The organism is Citrobacter sp. CK202 (assembly GCF_030333225.1).
In the GTDB taxonomy this organism is placed as follows: Bacteria; Pseudomonadota; Gammaproteobacteria; order Enterobacterales; family Enterobacteriaceae; genus Citrobacter_B; species Citrobacter_B koseri.
Genome location: NZ_JAOWGI010000026.1, coordinates 470,004 through 486,562 on the forward strand (window position 1 = coordinate 470,004; position 16,559 = coordinate 486,562).

The window sequence follows — 16,559 nt, forward strand, 5'->3', positions numbered from 1 at the left end:
GATGTTGCGTAGCGCCATCAGGCATTGAGCAGCGCCATCAGCCGTTTTTTGTCGGCGTCGGACACATCCTGCGGATGCTGATACCCCTTATTTTCATTTGCCCGGGTATAGAGCGCGACCAGCCAGTCATACACATAGCGACTGGCGGCATGTACCGGCTGTTCATCCAGTTGGGTGAGCCGGGCCATCGGTTGCAGGCGAGGCGCGCTGAAGATCGCCGATCCTTTCTGGAACCGGCTGGCGGGTCTGGCGTCCTCCGCCACATTTTCGTAGCCAAGCCAGGCGATAAAGTTACCGATCCCTGCATGCAGCTGCGCGCCGCAAACCTCTTCACGCTGCATAATCTGCTGTAACTGCTGAGGCACATTAAGCCGATAGCTGGCGGTAATCAGAATATCCACGACCAGCCTGAGCGTATGCGACTCCAGACCTAAACGACGGGCGTTGCTCTCATTTCGGCTCCACTGGCGCACATGGTTAATCCACATTTTGTGGGCCAGATACCCTGTCTCTTTGTTTTCTGCCGGGCGGGGAGCGTCTGGCTCATCCGCAAACAGATCGATCGCTTCATTAAACAGGCCGCTGACCTGCTCCTCGCGCGGCTGCTGGATACGCAAAAGCGACTCAAAATGGTGTATCGGCGGCAGAAGCCCGTCGAGCAACTCGCCATGCCGGGCGGCCTGCCCCTGAAGCTGGCGAATAACGGATTCCGTCGCCTTATTGCCGCTGTCTTTTGGGGTGATATGGCTCAACAGCAGGTCATGAAGCCGTTGTTGATGCTGCTCACACAGGGAGGCCAGCCGCGCCTGGCGCTGTAACGGCGACGTCGCCTGCGACAGCCATTCCACCAGACGCTGCAAGCTGTGTTTATCCAGCGCCTGAAGGGTGCCCCAGTGAAGGCCGGGTTTCCCCATTAACTGCTGCACGGCTTCATCAAGATTCTGCTGCGTTGTGAAACGCGCATCCTGCGGCGTAATGGCCCAGACCACGCCCGGTAGCGCGGCGTCGCGCAGCGGTTGTGTATCGTTCACCCAGCCCAGCAGCGTGCGGGCGGCAGCGGGCGTCTGCGATCGGGCGGAGGTGGCATTGCAAATGACCAGCACATCGGGCTGCAAATGTTGGCGATAATGTTCCAGCATCCAGCCGAGTTTTGCCCGCCAGAGTGGATGCGGGTGCGCATCCGGCGCCAGCGGAATATCCAGCAGATCGACATTATCCAGCGCCGTGTTTTCAACGCTAAGCACCAGTTCACGCGTCAGCAAAGCCAGTGAATCCAGAGAGAGGCTCACCGCATTGAGTAACTGATGGTGCTCAACAGGATGTACAACGACGTCGCTCTGCGCGTCGTTGCCGGATAACGCGCCCTGGGTCAGAAAACTTTCTGCCGGAAGGCCGAAATGATCGACCAGCAGACTCAACGGCGCCGCTAACTCCTGCGCATGGCCGGTCTGTTGCAGCGTACGCGCCAGCGTTAGCCACTGTTGCGTTAATTCAGGCTGTTCGCCCCAGAGTAATGCCCAGGCGCTGGCGCGGGTCGTCAGATCCACCGAGGGCAGCAGGGAGGCGAACTGATGCCAGAGCGCATCGTCGATTTGCTGTTGCCCGACAGGAACGCAGGCGCGCCAGAAACGGGCAATGGCGGCGACGTCCTCTGCGGTCACGCCCTGAACCGGCTGACGCTGACGCAGCGCCTGCCACTTTTCTAACCGCGTCTCAATAATGGATTTTTCGACCTGCCGGTTATCGGGTGAGGCGCTGGCCCAGGCGATAAACAGTTGTACCAGTTCAGCTTCACTGATGAGCCGCAGACGCAGCGGCCATTCGCTATCAACCGCCGCGCTTTCATCCTGCGTAAAACGGATCGCCATATTGGCTGGCGCATGGCCTGGGTTGATATGGGTAAAATAGTCAAAGCAGCGATCCGGCGTGGCGATGTTCAGTTTTCCCTCGCCGTTACCGCACAGCGCGCCAAGCAGATGCGCTTTTGAGGATTGTGAATGGCCATACAGACCGATGCTGCCTCTTGCCTGTTGCGCGGCATTCAGCGCCGATTCACCGGCAGCGGCGAGTGTGAGCTGCGCCAGCAGGGCGTCCGCTTCATCATCCAGGCGTACTGCGTGCTGACGTGTATGGTTAACCCACGCAATGGCGGCCTGTGTGGTGTTTAACGTCTTGCTCATTTCAGGTACACGCTCCCGCTGTCGATCCAGTAGTGGCTGCCGCTATGACGACGGTCGGCCAGGGTATTCAGTTTTAAGGTCAGGGCATTCGCGGCGACGGGCGTTCCATCCTGTAGCCAGGCGTCACTCAGCACAAACGATTCCGGCCCCGTCTCTTTGTTCCCGCCGCGCAGTTGCAGCCGGACATTGAGAACGCCATCACCGGCGATAGTTTTCGCCAGCTCTGCTGAGTTAATGCTCAGGGTATAGAGTGGGGTCGCAGGCCAGCGGCTGTTCGCCAGTTGGCGGAAACCGAGCGTCACATTGCCGCGAAGCGGGAAGTGCAGACGGGTATCCAGCTTCGCGCCGGGTTTATCGAGATCGATCTCCTGATACCAGACGTTTTCATCGCGCAAGGTATTGACCGTGTTATCCAGAACGCCGAGATAGCGTACGGTGGAATAGGCGCCGATATCGGCGGCTTTAAAGTTAAAGCGCGGCAGCCGTAAATCCAGCGCCAGGCTGCACAGCATCGCCCCCACGGCGGCGGTTGATTTCGGGTTGCCAATCCGCCCCTGTTGGCTGAAGGGATACCATTCATGGACGCGATACTTGTCCATCCAGACGATGCGGTTAACGGGAACCGGCTGTAAATGGCGGATCAGCGCCTGCACGCCGGGCAGGCAGGTTGGTCTGCCCGTCACCAGCAGAATGTCGCAGCGGTAATGAGAAATCGCTTCGCAAACGGCATGCAGCGGCGAGGTCAGGGTAAACTGACCGGCCAGTAATGCCTCCTGTAAGTGACTGAACTGCACCTGCAACGGTACGCTCAGCAGATCGAACGCCGGTGAGCCTGAAGGCAGCGCATGGTCGATCGCCTGCTGGATGTAATTCATCACGTTGCGCGTAGGGCGTTGAGTCAGCAGTTCGCCGAAGGTCGCGTGTAGACCCGCCAGAGGATCGTTAACATCGCTCTGTTCCCAGGCGGCCAGTACGGCGTGTCCCAGCGGCATAAACAGCTGTAGCGCCGTTTGTTGACGCAAAATCGCCTGCGTATCAATGCGGCCTGAATCTCCAAACAGCGTTGCCAGCAGGGCGGCGGCATCCGTCACGCCGGCCTGCTGTAAGCGGGTTTGCAGCGCAGGCAATATGCATTTCTGGATGACGTCCAGCAGCATGTCATCGCCCGCAACTTTAAACCCTTCACGGAACAGTAAGTGCGGGGTGATCTTGACGTTCGCGCCGACGCCGTCATCAAGCTGGTAGTGGACGACCGCCATATCCGTCGTGCCGCCGCCAATGTCGATAGACGCCACGCGTAGCGCCCGACCTTTGGTTTCGCCCGGTTCCGGCAAACGGTCCGGGCGAGCCAGGGCGTTGAAGAACGTCTCCGTGCGCCCGGCGTAATGGGAAATCGCTTCGTTATACAGCCATACCAGTTGTCCGCAGCTGGCTTCATCCCATTCCATCTGAATGTCCGGCACCGGAACAACGCTCTTTTCCTGCTGTTTACGGGAGGAAAAATCCTCATCCTGCGGATGCCAGCCCATCGCTTTCCATACCAGTGCGATGGCTTCGAACATACGCTGGCGGAAAATTTCGCGTTCCTGTTTCGGCATTGCCGATGGCAGGGTCAGAATCAGCGTGCGCAACTGACGCGGCGACGCCGGAAAACCGAGGCGTAACCGCGTCGCCACGCTGTTCATTTGCCCCAGCGCCTGCGACAGAATTTCGCACAGCATGTGCGTCATCAGTGTGCTGCGGCTGTACTGCGGCGAAAAGACCGGCAACCGGTCATCAGGCGGCAGGCTGAATAACGGTTGTCCGTCGTCATTCATCAGATTCATCAGCGGGAAGGCGGTGGCGAGCGGTTCTCGCTGCGTTTTGCTGTTCATCTGGCTGAAGCGCCAGTCCTGTAAAACCGGGGTTTCGTCCCACAAATAACGACGCGGGCTGGAGATCCCGCTGCTGCCTTCCGTTCCCAGACGCTGCATAGCCAGTTTGCGGGCTTCGTCGCCCACGCGCACAATCGATGGCCAGATAAAGGCGTCGTCACGGCCGCTTTCAACCGAAAAATGCTGTTTGCCGAAACGCGCTTCGGAGAACTCCAGTCGGCTGGTGAACAGCGGATCGTTAAGACATTGCGGCTCACTTAAAGAGCGTACCTGTAATTCCGCCGTCTGGCGCAAACCGTCATTGGCGTCGCCGTGATCTTCAATCAATACGCCGCAGGTATGGGTATTGCCGACGTCCAGAATCAGATCCACCGGAATCGCAGGCGTGCTGAGCGTGTGGGTGACCAGCTTCACTTCCGGCACGGAAAGCTGTTCCCCCAGTAACGTCATCAGATTCAACCAGTGCGCCTGGTACTCAAAGTTACGCAGCGCCTGCTGAATCTCCTGCTCGGAGCGGTTCTCCTCCTGGGTGACGTGGTGAAGGAAGGATTCACGCAGCCAGCCGTCAATCCACGTCTGGTCAAGAAAATCGGCAATTTCATCATCGCGCCAGGCCAGCGCGAACCGCGTGCCATTGAGCAGGTCGTTTTCGTTAGGCGCCAGCGCCGCCGGCGCGTTCTCGCTTAACTGGCTGTCCAGCGCCACGGTAATGCGGTGCGTATGACCCGCGCTGTCGGGTTCAGGCAGCTTACGCACCTGTACACGCGCCCAGTTGTCGGGGCCTTCCACAAACGTACGGGGAGGGTTAAAGCGCAGGAAAGGGAGCGGTAACCAGACGCCATCCAGCACATCCAGCGAATAGTGCAACATCTGGGTGCTTTCCGGTTTGACCACTTCAGGTTGCCCCCCCGTGCGCCCCGGTACCGTATAGCGCCCGTTGGTCAGATCAAAGTCGAGCCGGAGCAGGGGGCCGTTCGCCGTTTTACGCACGAAACGACCAAGATGGGCAGACTCCTGCGGCGTCAGGCCGAAGTCGAGGAATTGTACGCCGCTGTTTGCGATGAGCGTTACGCTCTGTTTGTAATCACACAGATTCACCAACATAAAATCAGGCACCTATCTTTTTGATCGTCAACGGGACTTCCGCATGGGCGTCATAACGCGCTGAGCAAGCCGCAACGTCATTCGTGCTGGCTTTACAGGTGATTTCCGGCATCGGGTAGCGCGAACCATCGGTGCAACGTGCGTGACCACGGCTCTTGATCATCAGCTCTCCGGTCTGATGCAGGCCGGAGAAAATGTCCGCCCGGCAGACGATGTTGTCGCCGTGTACCACCCGGGCGGTGCCTTTATTGTTCTGGATCTGGTAACGCAGCGAAGGCGCTTTTCCGCTGACCGGATCTTTAACGTCAATCAGTACGCGCCAGTTTCCATTCAAAAAGCGCGTGACTCCCGCTTTCATCTGACCGGCATCCATCACCAGCGCATCTTTGGGGATGGCGGCGATCACCACCGGTTCATCTGCGGGCTTCGCTTTTTTCACCGGCGGAATCACTTCCGCCTGATGCAGCGGCAGTTGGGCAATCATCTTCGGCAACGGTTTACTGTCTACTTTCGCGGCGACAACCGGCGTACTGACCGTCGTGGCTTCGGCGGCGGGGGCAGACGGTTTCCATAACAGCGGCGCCGCAACGGCGGCGACAATCACGGCGGCAACCGGCAGGCTCCATAGCGGCAGACGCGAAGAGGGCTTCACGGGAGCGGTTGGAGATGGCGAAGGCGCTTGCGGTTCGCTGACAACAACAGGGGCGACCAGTTCAGGTTCGGGTTCCTGGGGGCGTTCAATTATCACCGGCGTCAGTAAGGGCTCATCGGAACGGGCAAACGTCACCTCTGGCAGCGGCTCATCTTCGACCTCCTGCTCGGGTTCAGCGGCAGGCGGCAGGACGGGCGGAACATCAATGGCGCGCAGGCAGTCAAGCACGTCCTCACGGGTGTTTTCATTAAGATTCACAAACCCCCAGAAGGTGATGACCGGTTTGCCATCAACCAGAAAAACGTGGTTTTCCCCAGGGAACTGAACCGCTTTTTCCAGCAGGGAACCGAACAGCTGCAACGAAGTTTTCCCGGATTGCAGACTTTTGCGGCTCAGCGCCGCCGCGTTTTCCAGCGTGCTGCTCAGGTAGCGCAGCGCCCGAAATCGCGCCTCTTCCTCTGCGGCCTTCCATGCGATGGCTTTTCCCTCGACCGGGGAATACCAGTCGACGCGATCGCCGCTGTCATTAATTTGCGGGATCGCCAGACAATCCACCATTGCCTGCTGTTTACGCAGACGAAGCGTTTCACGAATTTGCAATGCGGAATCAAATACGGCCTGACCGCCGCCGCCCACGGCCTGATAGTCGTCCAGATTGCCGCTACGTAAGAGAGTTTTTGCCACGTTGTTGTCCCTTAGACTTCTTCACGCATCTACTTTACGGATTACAAAGACAAGCAAACGGCGGAAGAGAGGCAAAAAGGGGCTAATTTTCATGGCATAGCGCCGGGGGAAAAATCTTGACGTTTTCAAAAAGACTTAAGGGAAATTATTTCACGCCGCAGGACGCATTCATCAGCGAAAAATACCAGAACGGAATAACCTGAGAGTGATTCGTTATTTGTCAGCTTTTGTAAGCTATGCTCATATGACTCTCTTTATAATCAAATGAAAAGGCTTATAACGATGTCTACAGGGAAAACGTTGCTCGCGCTGGCGCTCAGCGCACTTTTACCGGCAGGGGCGGCATTCGCGGCCAATACCGATACCATCATCTACTGTTCTGAAGCCTCACCCGAATCGTTTAACCCGCAAATCGCCAGTTCCGGCCCGTCATTCGTGGCCAGTTCGCAGGTGCTGTACAACCGACTGATCAATTTCGATCCGGTAAAAAATACGCCGGTGCCGTCGCTGGCGACCGACTGGACGATTTCCCCGGACGGGAAAACATACACGTTTACGCTGCGTCAGGGCGTGAAATTCAACAGCAATAAATTCTTTAAACCGACGCGCGATTTTAATGCCGATGACGTTATTTTCTCGGTGCTGCGCCAGAAGGATGCGGATCATCCGTACCATAATGTGTCGCAGGGCAGCTACGAATACTTCAATGATGTCGGCCTCGATAAGTTGATTAAAGAGGTGAAAAAGGTCGACGATTATCACGTCCAGTTTGTGCTGAACGAACCCAATGCGGCATTCCTCGCTGACTGGGGCATGGATTTCGCCTCCATTCTCTCCGCAGAGTATGCCGATGCGATGCTGAAAAAAGGCACACCGGAAAACGTCGATAACTGGCCTGTCGGCACTGGCCCTTACGTACTGCAACACTACAAGCAGGATTCACAGATTCGCTACCTGGCGAACCCGAACTACTGGGATGGCGAAGTGCCGACCAGACATCTTATTTTCTCGATTACGCCGAACGCCCAGACGCGCCTGGCAAAACTGCAAACCAACGAGTGCCAGATTATTCCGGCGCCATCACCCGTACAGTTTGACGAGATTAAAAAGAATAATGCGTTAACGCTGCATTCGGTCGATGCGCTGAACGTCGGCTATCTGGCCTTTAATACCGAGAAAAAACCGTTTGATAACGTACTGGTGCGCCAGGCGTTAAATTACGCCACTGATAAAAAAGCCATTATCAACGCGGTGTTCCTCGGTTCCGGTACGGTGGCGAAATCGCCCATTCCGCCAAATATGATGGGCTTTAATAACAACCTGAAGGATTACGACTACGATCCGCAAAAAGCCAAAGATTTGCTGAAGCAGGCGGGGCTGGAGAAGGGGTTTGAGGCAACGCTCTGGTCGATGCCGGTGCAACGCCCTTATAACCCCAATTCCCGGCGCATTGCGGAAATGATCCAGAGCGACTGGGCAAAAGTCGGCGTGACGGCGAAAATCGTCTCTTACGAATGGGGAGAGTATCTGTCCGGGATGCGTAAAGGCGAGCACGATACCGCGCTGTTCGGCTGGATGTCTGACAATGGCGATCCAGATAACTTTGCCGATGTGCTGCTGGGCTGCAACAGCATAAAAACCGGCTCAAATGCCGCGCGCTGGTGCGATAAAGGGTATGATGATCTCGTCCAGAAAGCGAAACGGGTGAGCAAGCCGGAAGAACGTGCGCAGCTCTACCAGCAGGCGCAGGATATTTTCTATCAGCAAGCGCCGTGGATCGCGCTGGCAAACGGCAAAACGTTCTACGCCACACGCAGCAACGTAACCGGATACAGCGTAAGCCTGATGGGCAGTGATTTTTCAAAAGCTAAATTGAATTGATGGTTTAAGGAGAGTTTATGTCGCACCTGGAAGAGGTCACTGCGCGCGTAGATGCCGCTATCGAAGAGAGCGTCATTACCCATATGAACGAACTGCTGATCGCGCTGAGCGATGACGCCGAACTGAGCCGGGAAGATCGTTACACCCAGCAACAGCGGCTACGGACGGCGATTGCGCATCACGGTCGTCAGTACAAGGAAGATATGGAAGCGCGTCGCGAACAGCTTACCAAAGGTGGTAGCATTCTCTAACGTTGATAAGCACGGCCTGTGAGGGATGTACAGGCCGGATAAGGCGTTTACGCCGCGACGCCGCCATCCGGCGAAGCGGCAGTTAAAACTGACGTCTGGCGACCAGCCACGCGCCGATCACCAACAACACCGCTCCGCAAACCGGGCCTGCCAGCGCACGTAACGGCACGCCATGACTTCTCAAAATGTCCAATACCAGGCCGCCAATAAGCTGGCTGGCAACCAGAACCGCGATAGTCGTCGCCGCGCCAACGTACTGATACCCGCTAATACTGGCGAAAACAAAAAACGATCCGAGCAAGCCGGGAATCAACGTCCACCAGCGCACGCTGGAAGCCAGCTCGCTAAACCCCGCCGTGCCTTGTTTAAACCACAAAATGCTGACAAACAGGACAATCCCGACCAGCGAATTCAGCAGCATGGCGATGAGAATCGTTGATGAGTTCTGTGTAATGCGCACCATAAGCGTGTTTTGCACAACCAGCCCAATACCGGCGGCAATCAGAAAGGCGAGGGTCAGCGTCTGGTTCATCCGCGCGCATCCGGGTCGCGGCGATCGTCAAGCTGAAGCTGCATAAACGTCAGATCCAGCCAGCGGCCGAATTTGGTGCCAACCTGCGGCATTTGGGCGGTAATGCGGAACCCCAGCGTTTCGTGCAGATGCAGCGATGCCTGATTTTGCGACTCGATTCCGGCGACCATCACATGCTTGCCGCATGCGCGCGCTTCCTCGATCAGACGACTGAGAAGCGCCCGTCCGAGGCCTTTCCCCTGATGATCCGGGTGGACATATACGGAATGTTCGACCGTATGGCGGAAACCGTCAAAGTTACGCCAGTCGCCAAAGGAGGCGTACCCGGTGACGACGCCATTCTCTTCACTGACCAGAACCGGATAGCCTGATAGCTGACGCGCATCAAACCATGCGATGCGGTTATCCACATCGACCGTTTGATCGTTCCAGATTGCCGCCGTGTGCAATACCGCGTGATTGTAGATTTCGGCGATGGCGGCGCAGTCTTCTTTGCCAGCAAATCGAATAGACATGTTGAACCTCAGTTGTTGTTCACTATAGTATTACGATATGAATACTATCGAAGACAGCATAAATCAACGGATCAGTGCAAGAATTCGCATTGAGCGTGAATCGCGGGGCTGGTCGCTGACGGAGCTTGCCGAGCGGGCAGGCGTATCGCGCGCCATGATCCACAAAATCGAACGCGGAGAGAGCAGCCCGACGGCCACGCTGCTGGGGCGGCTTTCCGGGGCGTTTGGCATCAGCATGTCAACGCTGATCGCGCGTGCAGAAATGCAGGAGGGCAAGCTGCTGCGTTTTGCCGATCAACCCGTCTGGCACGACCCGCAGACGCACTACCTGCGCCGCCACGTCTCACCGCGCAGCGACCTGCCCATCGATCTCGTACAAATCTCGCTTCCGGCGGGGAGTGACGTACCGATGCCTGCGGCATCCTACGCGCTGGCAAGACAGCTTATCTGGCTACAGCAGGGAGAGCTGGTCTTTGTCGAAGGCGGGGTTCGCCATGAGATGAAAGCGGGCGACTGCCTGGAGCTGGGGCCGCCAAACGACTGCTGTTTTATCAATGAGACGCAGGAAACATGCGTTTACCTGGTTGTGCGCTTAAACCACGCGGGTAATTAATGTTCGGCTACTATTGAGGGATTCATGCCACAAGCAGAGGAGAACATCATGGGCCAACAAGCATACCGTAATCGTCGTTGGGTTCTGGCTTCGCGTCCGCATGGCGCGCCGGTTGAGAGCAACTTCCGCATGGAAGAGGACGACGTGGCGACGCCCGGTGAAGGGCAAGTGCTGTTACGTACAATTTTCCTGTCCCTCGATCCCTACATGCGCGGAAGAATGAGCGACGAACCGTCCTACTCACCGCCGGTGGAGATCGACGGCGTGATGGTTGGCGGAACGGTCAGCCGGGTCGTGGAGTCCAGTCACCCTGATTACCATCCGGGAGAATGGGTATTAAGTTACAGCGGCTGGCAGGATTATGATATTTCCGACGGGAAAGGGCTGGTGAAACTCGGTGACAACCCTGAGCATCCGTCATGGGCGCTGGGCGTGCTGGGGATGCCGGGCTTTACCGCCTATATGGGACTGCTGGATATCGGCCAGCCCAAAGCAGGGGAAACGCTGGTCGTTGCGGCCGCCACCGGGCCGGTCGGCGCAACCGTCGGGCAAATCGGCAAACTGAAAGGCTGTCATGTGGTGGGTGTCGCAGGCGGCGCAGAAAAATGCCGCTACGCGACCGAGATTCTCGGTTTTGACATATGCCTCGATCACCACGCGGCGGATTTTGCGGAACAACTGGCGAAAGCCTGCCCGCAGGGGATTGATGTGTATTATGAAAATGTCGGCGGTAAGGTGTTTGATGCGGTTCTGCCGCTGTTGAATACTTCGGCACGTATCCCGTTGTGTGGTCTGGTGAGCGGGTATAACGCCACAAAACTCCCCGACGGACCTGACCGGCTGCCACTATTAATGGCGACGCTGTTAAAAAAACGCATCCGCCTGCAAGGGTTTATTATTGGTCAGGACTACGGGCACCGGATTCATGAGTTTCAGCAGGAGATGGGGCGCTGGGTCAAAGAAGGGAAGATCCACTACCGCGAGCAGATCACCGACGGACTGGAAAAAGCGCCGGGGGCGTTTATCGGTCTGCTGACCGGGAAGAACTTCGGCAAGGTCGTGATTCGCCTGGCGGATGATGCCTGAGAATTGACGCTGCATGACATTAAAAAATAGCGGGGCGATTCCCCGCTATTTTTTTAGCTTTTTTAGCTCTGGCGCTTACTCAAAACGCCATGCCAGATTGACGCCAACGCCGTAGTTTCTCCCCGGCGCCGGTTCGTAATAGCGTCCGTTTGATTCGTTGACGATCACCGAACCGACATACTCTTTATCAAACAGGTTATCGACCCGGCCAAACACATCGACCGTTAAGTTGCTGTAGTTAAACTTATACCCGGTGTTCAGACCAACCACGGTATACGAGGGCGCTTTTGCCGTGTTGTGATCGTCTGCCATGATGTCCCCCATATAGCGGGCATCGGTGCCGGCATACCAGCCTTCATCCGGTACATATCCCAGCGAGGCGAACCCCATATTACGCGCAATGCCCGGCATGCGGTTACCGTTGCAATCGCCACTTTTGCAGACGTTGCTGCGGTAGGTCGCATCCAGCCAGGTCCAGGAGGCGTTTACCCGCCAGTTACCGGCGAAACGCTGATCCCATGATAATTCCGCGCCCTGGCGACGGGTTTTACCGGCGTTTTTATATGTGGTGCGCCCACCGCCGCTGGTGGCGACGACAATTTCATCATCCGTATCCGTCTGGAAGAGCGCCGCCGTCAGTAAACCATCGCCAATACGCGTTTTACTGCCAATTTCCACCGTGTCATTGGTGGCGGGTTTCAGGCCGAAGTTCAGGCCGCTTTGTCCGTCCGGGCGATAGGAGAGTTCATTGATGGTCGGCGTTTCAAAACCGCGCCCTGCGGCCAGATAAACGTTCCACGCATCGGTGAACGCATACTTGATCGCCCCGGCAGGGAGCCATTGATGGTAGCTGGCCTCGCCGCTGTCATCTCTGTTTCCAGGCGTAACGTAATGATCGTTAGAGTCAAACCAGACTGAGCTGTACCGCACGCCGGCATCAAGCGAAAGTTTTTCGGTCAGTTGCCACTGCGTTTGCAGGTAGGGATCGGCGTTCCACATCAGGTTGCGCTCATTACGACGCAAATCGCCTTTCACGCCAAACTGCGGCACGCCGTTATTCAGGCGGTAGTTCTCGTATCCCTTGCGATTTTCGCTCATATTTTCATAGTTCAGGCCGGTGGTGAACGTCACAGGTACGCCCAGCTCGCCCCGGTGCGTCCAGCGGGTGTCGATACCCTGATAATGCCGCTGAAGCACGATTACGCCGCCTGCATGCGCGGGGTTATCCCGCTGCGGCGTCATCGGTATGGACTGGTATTGTGTGGTTTCACGTTCACCGGCATACATCATCACGCTCAGATCGTCGTGTTCGCTGAGCTGACGCTCATAGCGCAGGCCTGCCTGAGTCTGCTTGATGGTCTTTCGCGTGTTGAACTGTTCGGCGCGCGGCGACTGCTGCGGGTTGGCTTTCCATTCGGATTCGGTCAGGCCGCCGGGGTCGTTCGCGTGAATGTCTACGCTATTGAAAATCAGGCTTAGCTTACTGGCATCATCCAGACGCACCCCCAGTTTTGCGTTAGCCAGATTCTTTTGCGCGCTGCTGCGATCGCGAAAACCGTGGGTGGTGAATCGGGTCGTGGAGACGGTGTAATCCACGTCACCCGCCTGCGTTCCGTCACCCATCGCCCCCGTGGCTTTCATGCCATAGCGCCAGCTCCCGAAACTGCCGTAATAGCTGCTGGCTTCAATCGTCGGCGGCTGGCGTCCGGTTTCCGTCGTCACGTTCATCACGCCGCCGGAAGAGTTGCCGTACAGCGCGGAGAAGGGGCCGCGCAGCACTTCCACATTCTGGACGCTGCTCAGATCGATATTGGACGTCTGCCCTTGTCCGTCCGGCATGGTGGCCGGGATGCCGTCAACATACAGACGAATACCGCGAATGCCGTACGCAGAGCGGGAGCCAAATCCGCGAATTGACAACTGTAAATCCTGCGCATAGTTCTGACGGTTTTGCACCTGCAAACCGGGCACGCCGTTTAAGGATTCAGACAGGTTAATACGCGGCGTCGCCAGTCGCATATCTTCCCCTTCAACCACGGTGACGGCGGCGGGCGTGTCCAGTTCAGACACCGTTTGCGGCGTCGCGCTAACAATCATCGTTTGTTCATCTTCAGCCGTGGCCGCCTGGCTCACCGGCGAGAAAACGAAAGGGAATAAAAGGGCGGGAAATGCGGCCTGACGAGCGGTAATGATCTTCATGAAAAAAAACCAATCACGAGTAAACGTGCCAAATGAAATTTAATGAATACTTTAATTACTTTGTAAATATATGAAAAATTTAATAGCACGATGCGTTAATGGAACATGAAAAAATTAAAGAAATTGTAGACTGCCTGCAAAGAAACACTCCACTTTGCACTAAATAATGATTACTATTCGCATCTACATACAGCGAGTGGGACATGGATTCACTCGCCGAAGCCATGTGAAGCAGCTACAAACGTGTTTATCAAAGGGAGTCGTCATGCATTTACGTCATCTGTTTTCGCCGCGCCTGCGTGGTTCTTTACTGTTAGGTTCACTGCTGGTCGCGTCTTCATTTAGCACGCAGGCGGCAGAAGAAATGCTGCGTAAAGCCGTCGGCAAGGGCGCTTATGAAATGGCCTATAGCCAGCAGGAAAATGCGCTGTGGCTGGCTACTTCGCAAAGCCGCAAAACGGACAAAGGTGGGGTGGTTTATCGCCTCGACCCGGTTACCCTTGAGGTGACGCAGGCCATCCATAACGATCTCAAACCGTTTGGCGCGACCATCAACAACGCGACGCAAACGCTGTGGTTTGGTAACACCGTAAACAGCGCGCTGACGGCAATCGATGCCAAAACAGGTGATGTAAAAGGGCGTCTGGTGCTGGATGAGCGCAAGCGTTCCGAAGATGTCCGTCCGCTGCAACCACGCGAACTGGTCAGCGATGATGCGACCAACACCGTATATATCAGCGGTATCGGTAAAGAGAGCGTGATTTGGGTGGTTGACGGTGAAAAAATCGCCCTGAAAACGACCATCCAGAATACCGGTAAAATGAGCACGGGTCTGGCCATTGACAGTAAAGCGAAGCGTCTTTACACCACTAACGCAGACGGCGAGTTCATCACCATCGATACTGCGGACAACAAGATCCTGAGCCGTAAGACATTGCTGGATGACGGGAAAGAGCACTTCTTTATCAACCTGAGCCTCGACACCGCGGGCCATCGCGCTTTTATCACCGACTCCAAAGCGGCTGAAGTTCTGGTGGTGGATACCCGTAATGGCAATGTGCTGGCAAAAGTAGCCGCGCCGGAATCACTGGCCGTGCTGTTCAACCCGACCCGCAACGAAGCCTATGTAACGCACCGCCAGGCCGGTAAAGTGAGCGTGATTGACGCGAAAAGCTATAAGGTCGTGAAAACTTACGACACGCCGACATTCCCGAATAGCCTGGCGCTGTCTGCGGACGGGCAAACGCTGTTCGTGAGCGTGAAGCAGAAATCAACCCGTGAGCAGGAAGCCACTCAGCCAGATGATGTTATCCGCATCGCGCTGTAACGGTTAAATAACGCTGTAAGCATTAAGTAAAAAAAGGAGGGGCAAGCCCCTCCTTTTTACCGCGTAACAACATCCCGATAAACGTCACGCCACCGGGCTGCCAGTGTTAACTCGCCGTCTCTTCTCGTAATACCATGTCCTGCTTACTCTCTTCCTGCGGCACAACCGGCGCGGTGCGGTGAATTTCCGCCACGCGGTTGCGCACGCCAAACCAGCCAGCGACCAGCAGAATGGCAATCAGCGGAAGTGAAGCGATGGTATAGGTGCCGTTAGGGTAATCAAACGCCATCAGCACCAGAACGCTCAGCAGGAACAGCAGGGTGAGCCAGGAAGTAAACGGCGCGCCCGGTAACTTAAAGCTGACGTCTGCCGCTTTGCCTTCTTTAATCGCCTTACGCAAACGCATCTGGCACACCACGATGAAGCCCCAGGAGGCGATAATACCCAGCGATGCGAAGTTAAGGACAATTTCGAAAACCTGAGAAGGCACCAGATAGTTGAGCAACACCCCGATGACATACACGCCCAGCGTCGCCAGAATACCGGCGTACGGCACCTGCTGACGGCTCATTTTCGCCATAAATTTCGGCGCGGAACCGCCCATCGACATCGAACGTAAAATACGGCCGGTGCAGTACAGGCCTGAATTCAGACTGGAGAGGGCCGCCGTCAACACCACAATGTTCATAATGCTGCCGATGTAAGGCACGCCCAGTTTTGAGAAGAAGGTCACGAAGGGGCTCTGACCGGCCTGATACGCGTTCCACGGCAGCAGCAACACCAGCAGGACAACGGAACCAACATAGAACAGGCCAATACGCCAGATCACGCTGTTGATCGCTTTTGGCACCATCGTTTGCGGATCTTTGCACTCTCCGGCCGCCGTACCAACAAGCTCAATCGACGCGAAGGCGAAGACAACGCCCTGAACCAGCACCAGAGCAGGCAACAGGCCATGCGGGAAGAACCCGCCGTTATCGGTGATCAGATGGAAGCCTGTTGTGTTGCCATCCAGCGGTTTGCCGCTTCCTAAAAAGATTGTGCCGACAACCAGAAACAGGACAATCGCCAGCACTTTTACCAGCGCAAACCAGAACTCCATCTCGGCGAACCACTTCACGCCAATCATGTTCATTGTGCCCACAATCGCCAGCGCGCCCAGGGCAAACACCCATTGCGGAACGTCACCGAATGCGCCCCAGTAGTGCATATACAGCGCCACTGCGGTGATATCGACGATCCCGGTCATCGCCCAGTTGATGAAGTACATCCAGCCTGCGACGTATGCCGCTTTCTCGCCTAAAAATTCACGGGCGTAGGAGACGAAGCTGCCGCTGGAAGGGCGATGCAAAACCAGCTCGCCGAGCGCGCGAAGAATAAAGAATGAGAAAATACCGCATACCAGATAAACCAGCGCCAGGGCAGGGCCAGCCATTTGCAGTCGTGCGCCAGCCCCTAAAAACAATCCGGTGCCAATTGCGCCGCCAATGGCAATCATTTGTACCTGTCGGTTGCCCATCGCCTTGTGATAACCCTCTTCATGGGCGTTCAACCAGCGTCGTTTCGCGGCATGTTGTTCAAGCGCGTTTGTATTGTGTGTTTTCATTGTGTTACCTGTTGACCTGTCGGACAGAAGAGATACTTTTTGTGCCGCACCTTTT

General features: G+C 56.2%; 12 protein-coding genes. 5 read left to right on the plus strand and 7 right to left on the minus strand.

Features of this window, described 5'->3' with window-relative positions:
* Nucleotides 1-17: 17 nt before the first annotated feature.
* Genes OGX84_RS15050 through OGX84_RS15060 form a run of 3 tightly spaced genes read right to left on the minus strand, consistent with a single transcriptional unit; the run spans nt 18 to nt 6,494 of the window.
* Complete coding sequence (locus OGX84_RS15050; protein WP_012132357.1) at nt 18-2,180, minus strand: virulence factor SrfC family protein; 2,163 nt, start codon at nt 2,178-2,180, stop codon at nt 18-20.
* Nucleotides 2,177-5,158 (minus strand): virulence factor SrfB, encoded by a 2,982-nt coding sequence (locus OGX84_RS15055; protein WP_071258344.1) that lies wholly within the window; start codon nt 5,156-5,158, stop codon nt 2,177-2,179. Before OGX84_RS15055 ends, OGX84_RS15050 begins: the two co-directional genes overlap by 4 nt.
* Nucleotides 5,159-5,162: 4 nt before the next feature.
* Nucleotides 5,163-6,494: an SrfA family protein gene (locus OGX84_RS15060; protein WP_112002076.1), complete on the minus strand. Its 1,332-nt coding sequence runs from the start codon at nt 6,492-6,494 to the stop codon at nt 5,163-5,165.
* 282 nt (nt 6,495-6,776) lie between these two features.
* Between OGX84_RS15060 and OGX84_RS15065 the strand changes: the two genes are divergently transcribed.
* Entirely contained in the window at nt 6,777-8,375 is a 1,599-nt protein-coding gene (locus OGX84_RS15065; protein ID WP_024130321.1) for an ABC transporter substrate-binding protein, read from the plus strand.
* A gap of 17 nt (nt 8,376-8,392) precedes the next feature.
* Complete coding sequence (locus tag OGX84_RS15070) at nt 8,393-8,626, plus strand: YdcY family protein (RefSeq protein ID WP_012132361.1); 234 nt, start codon at nt 8,393-8,395, stop codon at nt 8,624-8,626.
* A gap of 82 nt (nt 8,627-8,708) precedes the next feature.
* On the opposite strand, the gene OGX84_RS15075 is transcribed toward OGX84_RS15070, so the two are convergent.
* Nucleotides 8,709-9,158: a DMT family transporter gene (locus tag OGX84_RS15075; protein WP_071258342.1), complete on the minus strand. Its 450-nt coding sequence runs from the start codon at nt 9,156-9,158 to the stop codon at nt 8,709-8,711.
* Complete coding sequence (locus OGX84_RS15080; protein WP_049008494.1) at nt 9,155-9,673, minus strand: GNAT family N-acetyltransferase; 519 nt, start codon at nt 9,671-9,673, stop codon at nt 9,155-9,157. The genes OGX84_RS15075 and OGX84_RS15080 overlap by 4 nt, the downstream gene beginning before the upstream one ends.
* Before the next feature lie 37 nt (nt 9,674-9,710).
* Here OGX84_RS15080 and OGX84_RS15085 point away from each other — a divergent pair, with 37 nt between their 5' ends.
* Nucleotides 9,711-10,286: a helix-turn-helix domain-containing protein gene (locus OGX84_RS15085; RefSeq protein ID WP_112002077.1), complete on the plus strand. Its 576-nt coding sequence runs from the start codon at nt 9,711-9,713 to the stop codon at nt 10,284-10,286.
* 48 nt (nt 10,287-10,334) lie between these two features.
* On the plus strand, nt 10,335-11,372 hold the full coding sequence (gene curA, locus OGX84_RS15090) for an NADPH-dependent curcumin/dihydrocurcumin reductase (RefSeq protein WP_024130322.1): 1,038 nt from the start codon (nt 10,335-10,337) through the stop codon (nt 11,370-11,372).
* A 75-nt stretch (nt 11,373-11,447) separates the two neighbouring features.
* Here curA and pqqU read toward each other — a convergent pair whose 3' ends face one another.
* Entirely contained in the window at nt 11,448-13,571 is a 2,124-nt protein-coding gene (pqqU, locus tag OGX84_RS15095; RefSeq protein WP_286458125.1) for a TonB-dependent receptor PqqU, read from the minus strand.
* A gap of 265 nt (nt 13,572-13,836) precedes the next feature.
* On the opposite strand from pqqU, the gene yncE reads away from it, so the two are divergent.
* Nucleotides 13,837-14,898: a 7-bladed beta-propeller protein YncE gene (gene yncE, locus OGX84_RS15100; protein ID WP_049009875.1), complete on the plus strand. Its 1,062-nt coding sequence runs from the start codon at nt 13,837-13,839 to the stop codon at nt 14,896-14,898.
* A gap of 106 nt (nt 14,899-15,004) precedes the next feature.
* On the opposite strand, the gene ansP is transcribed toward yncE, so the two are convergent.
* Complete coding sequence (ansP, locus tag OGX84_RS15105) at nt 15,005-16,504, minus strand: L-asparagine permease (protein ID WP_024130324.1); 1,500 nt, start codon at nt 16,502-16,504, stop codon at nt 15,005-15,007.
* Nucleotides 16,505-16,559: the final 55 nt, after the last annotated feature.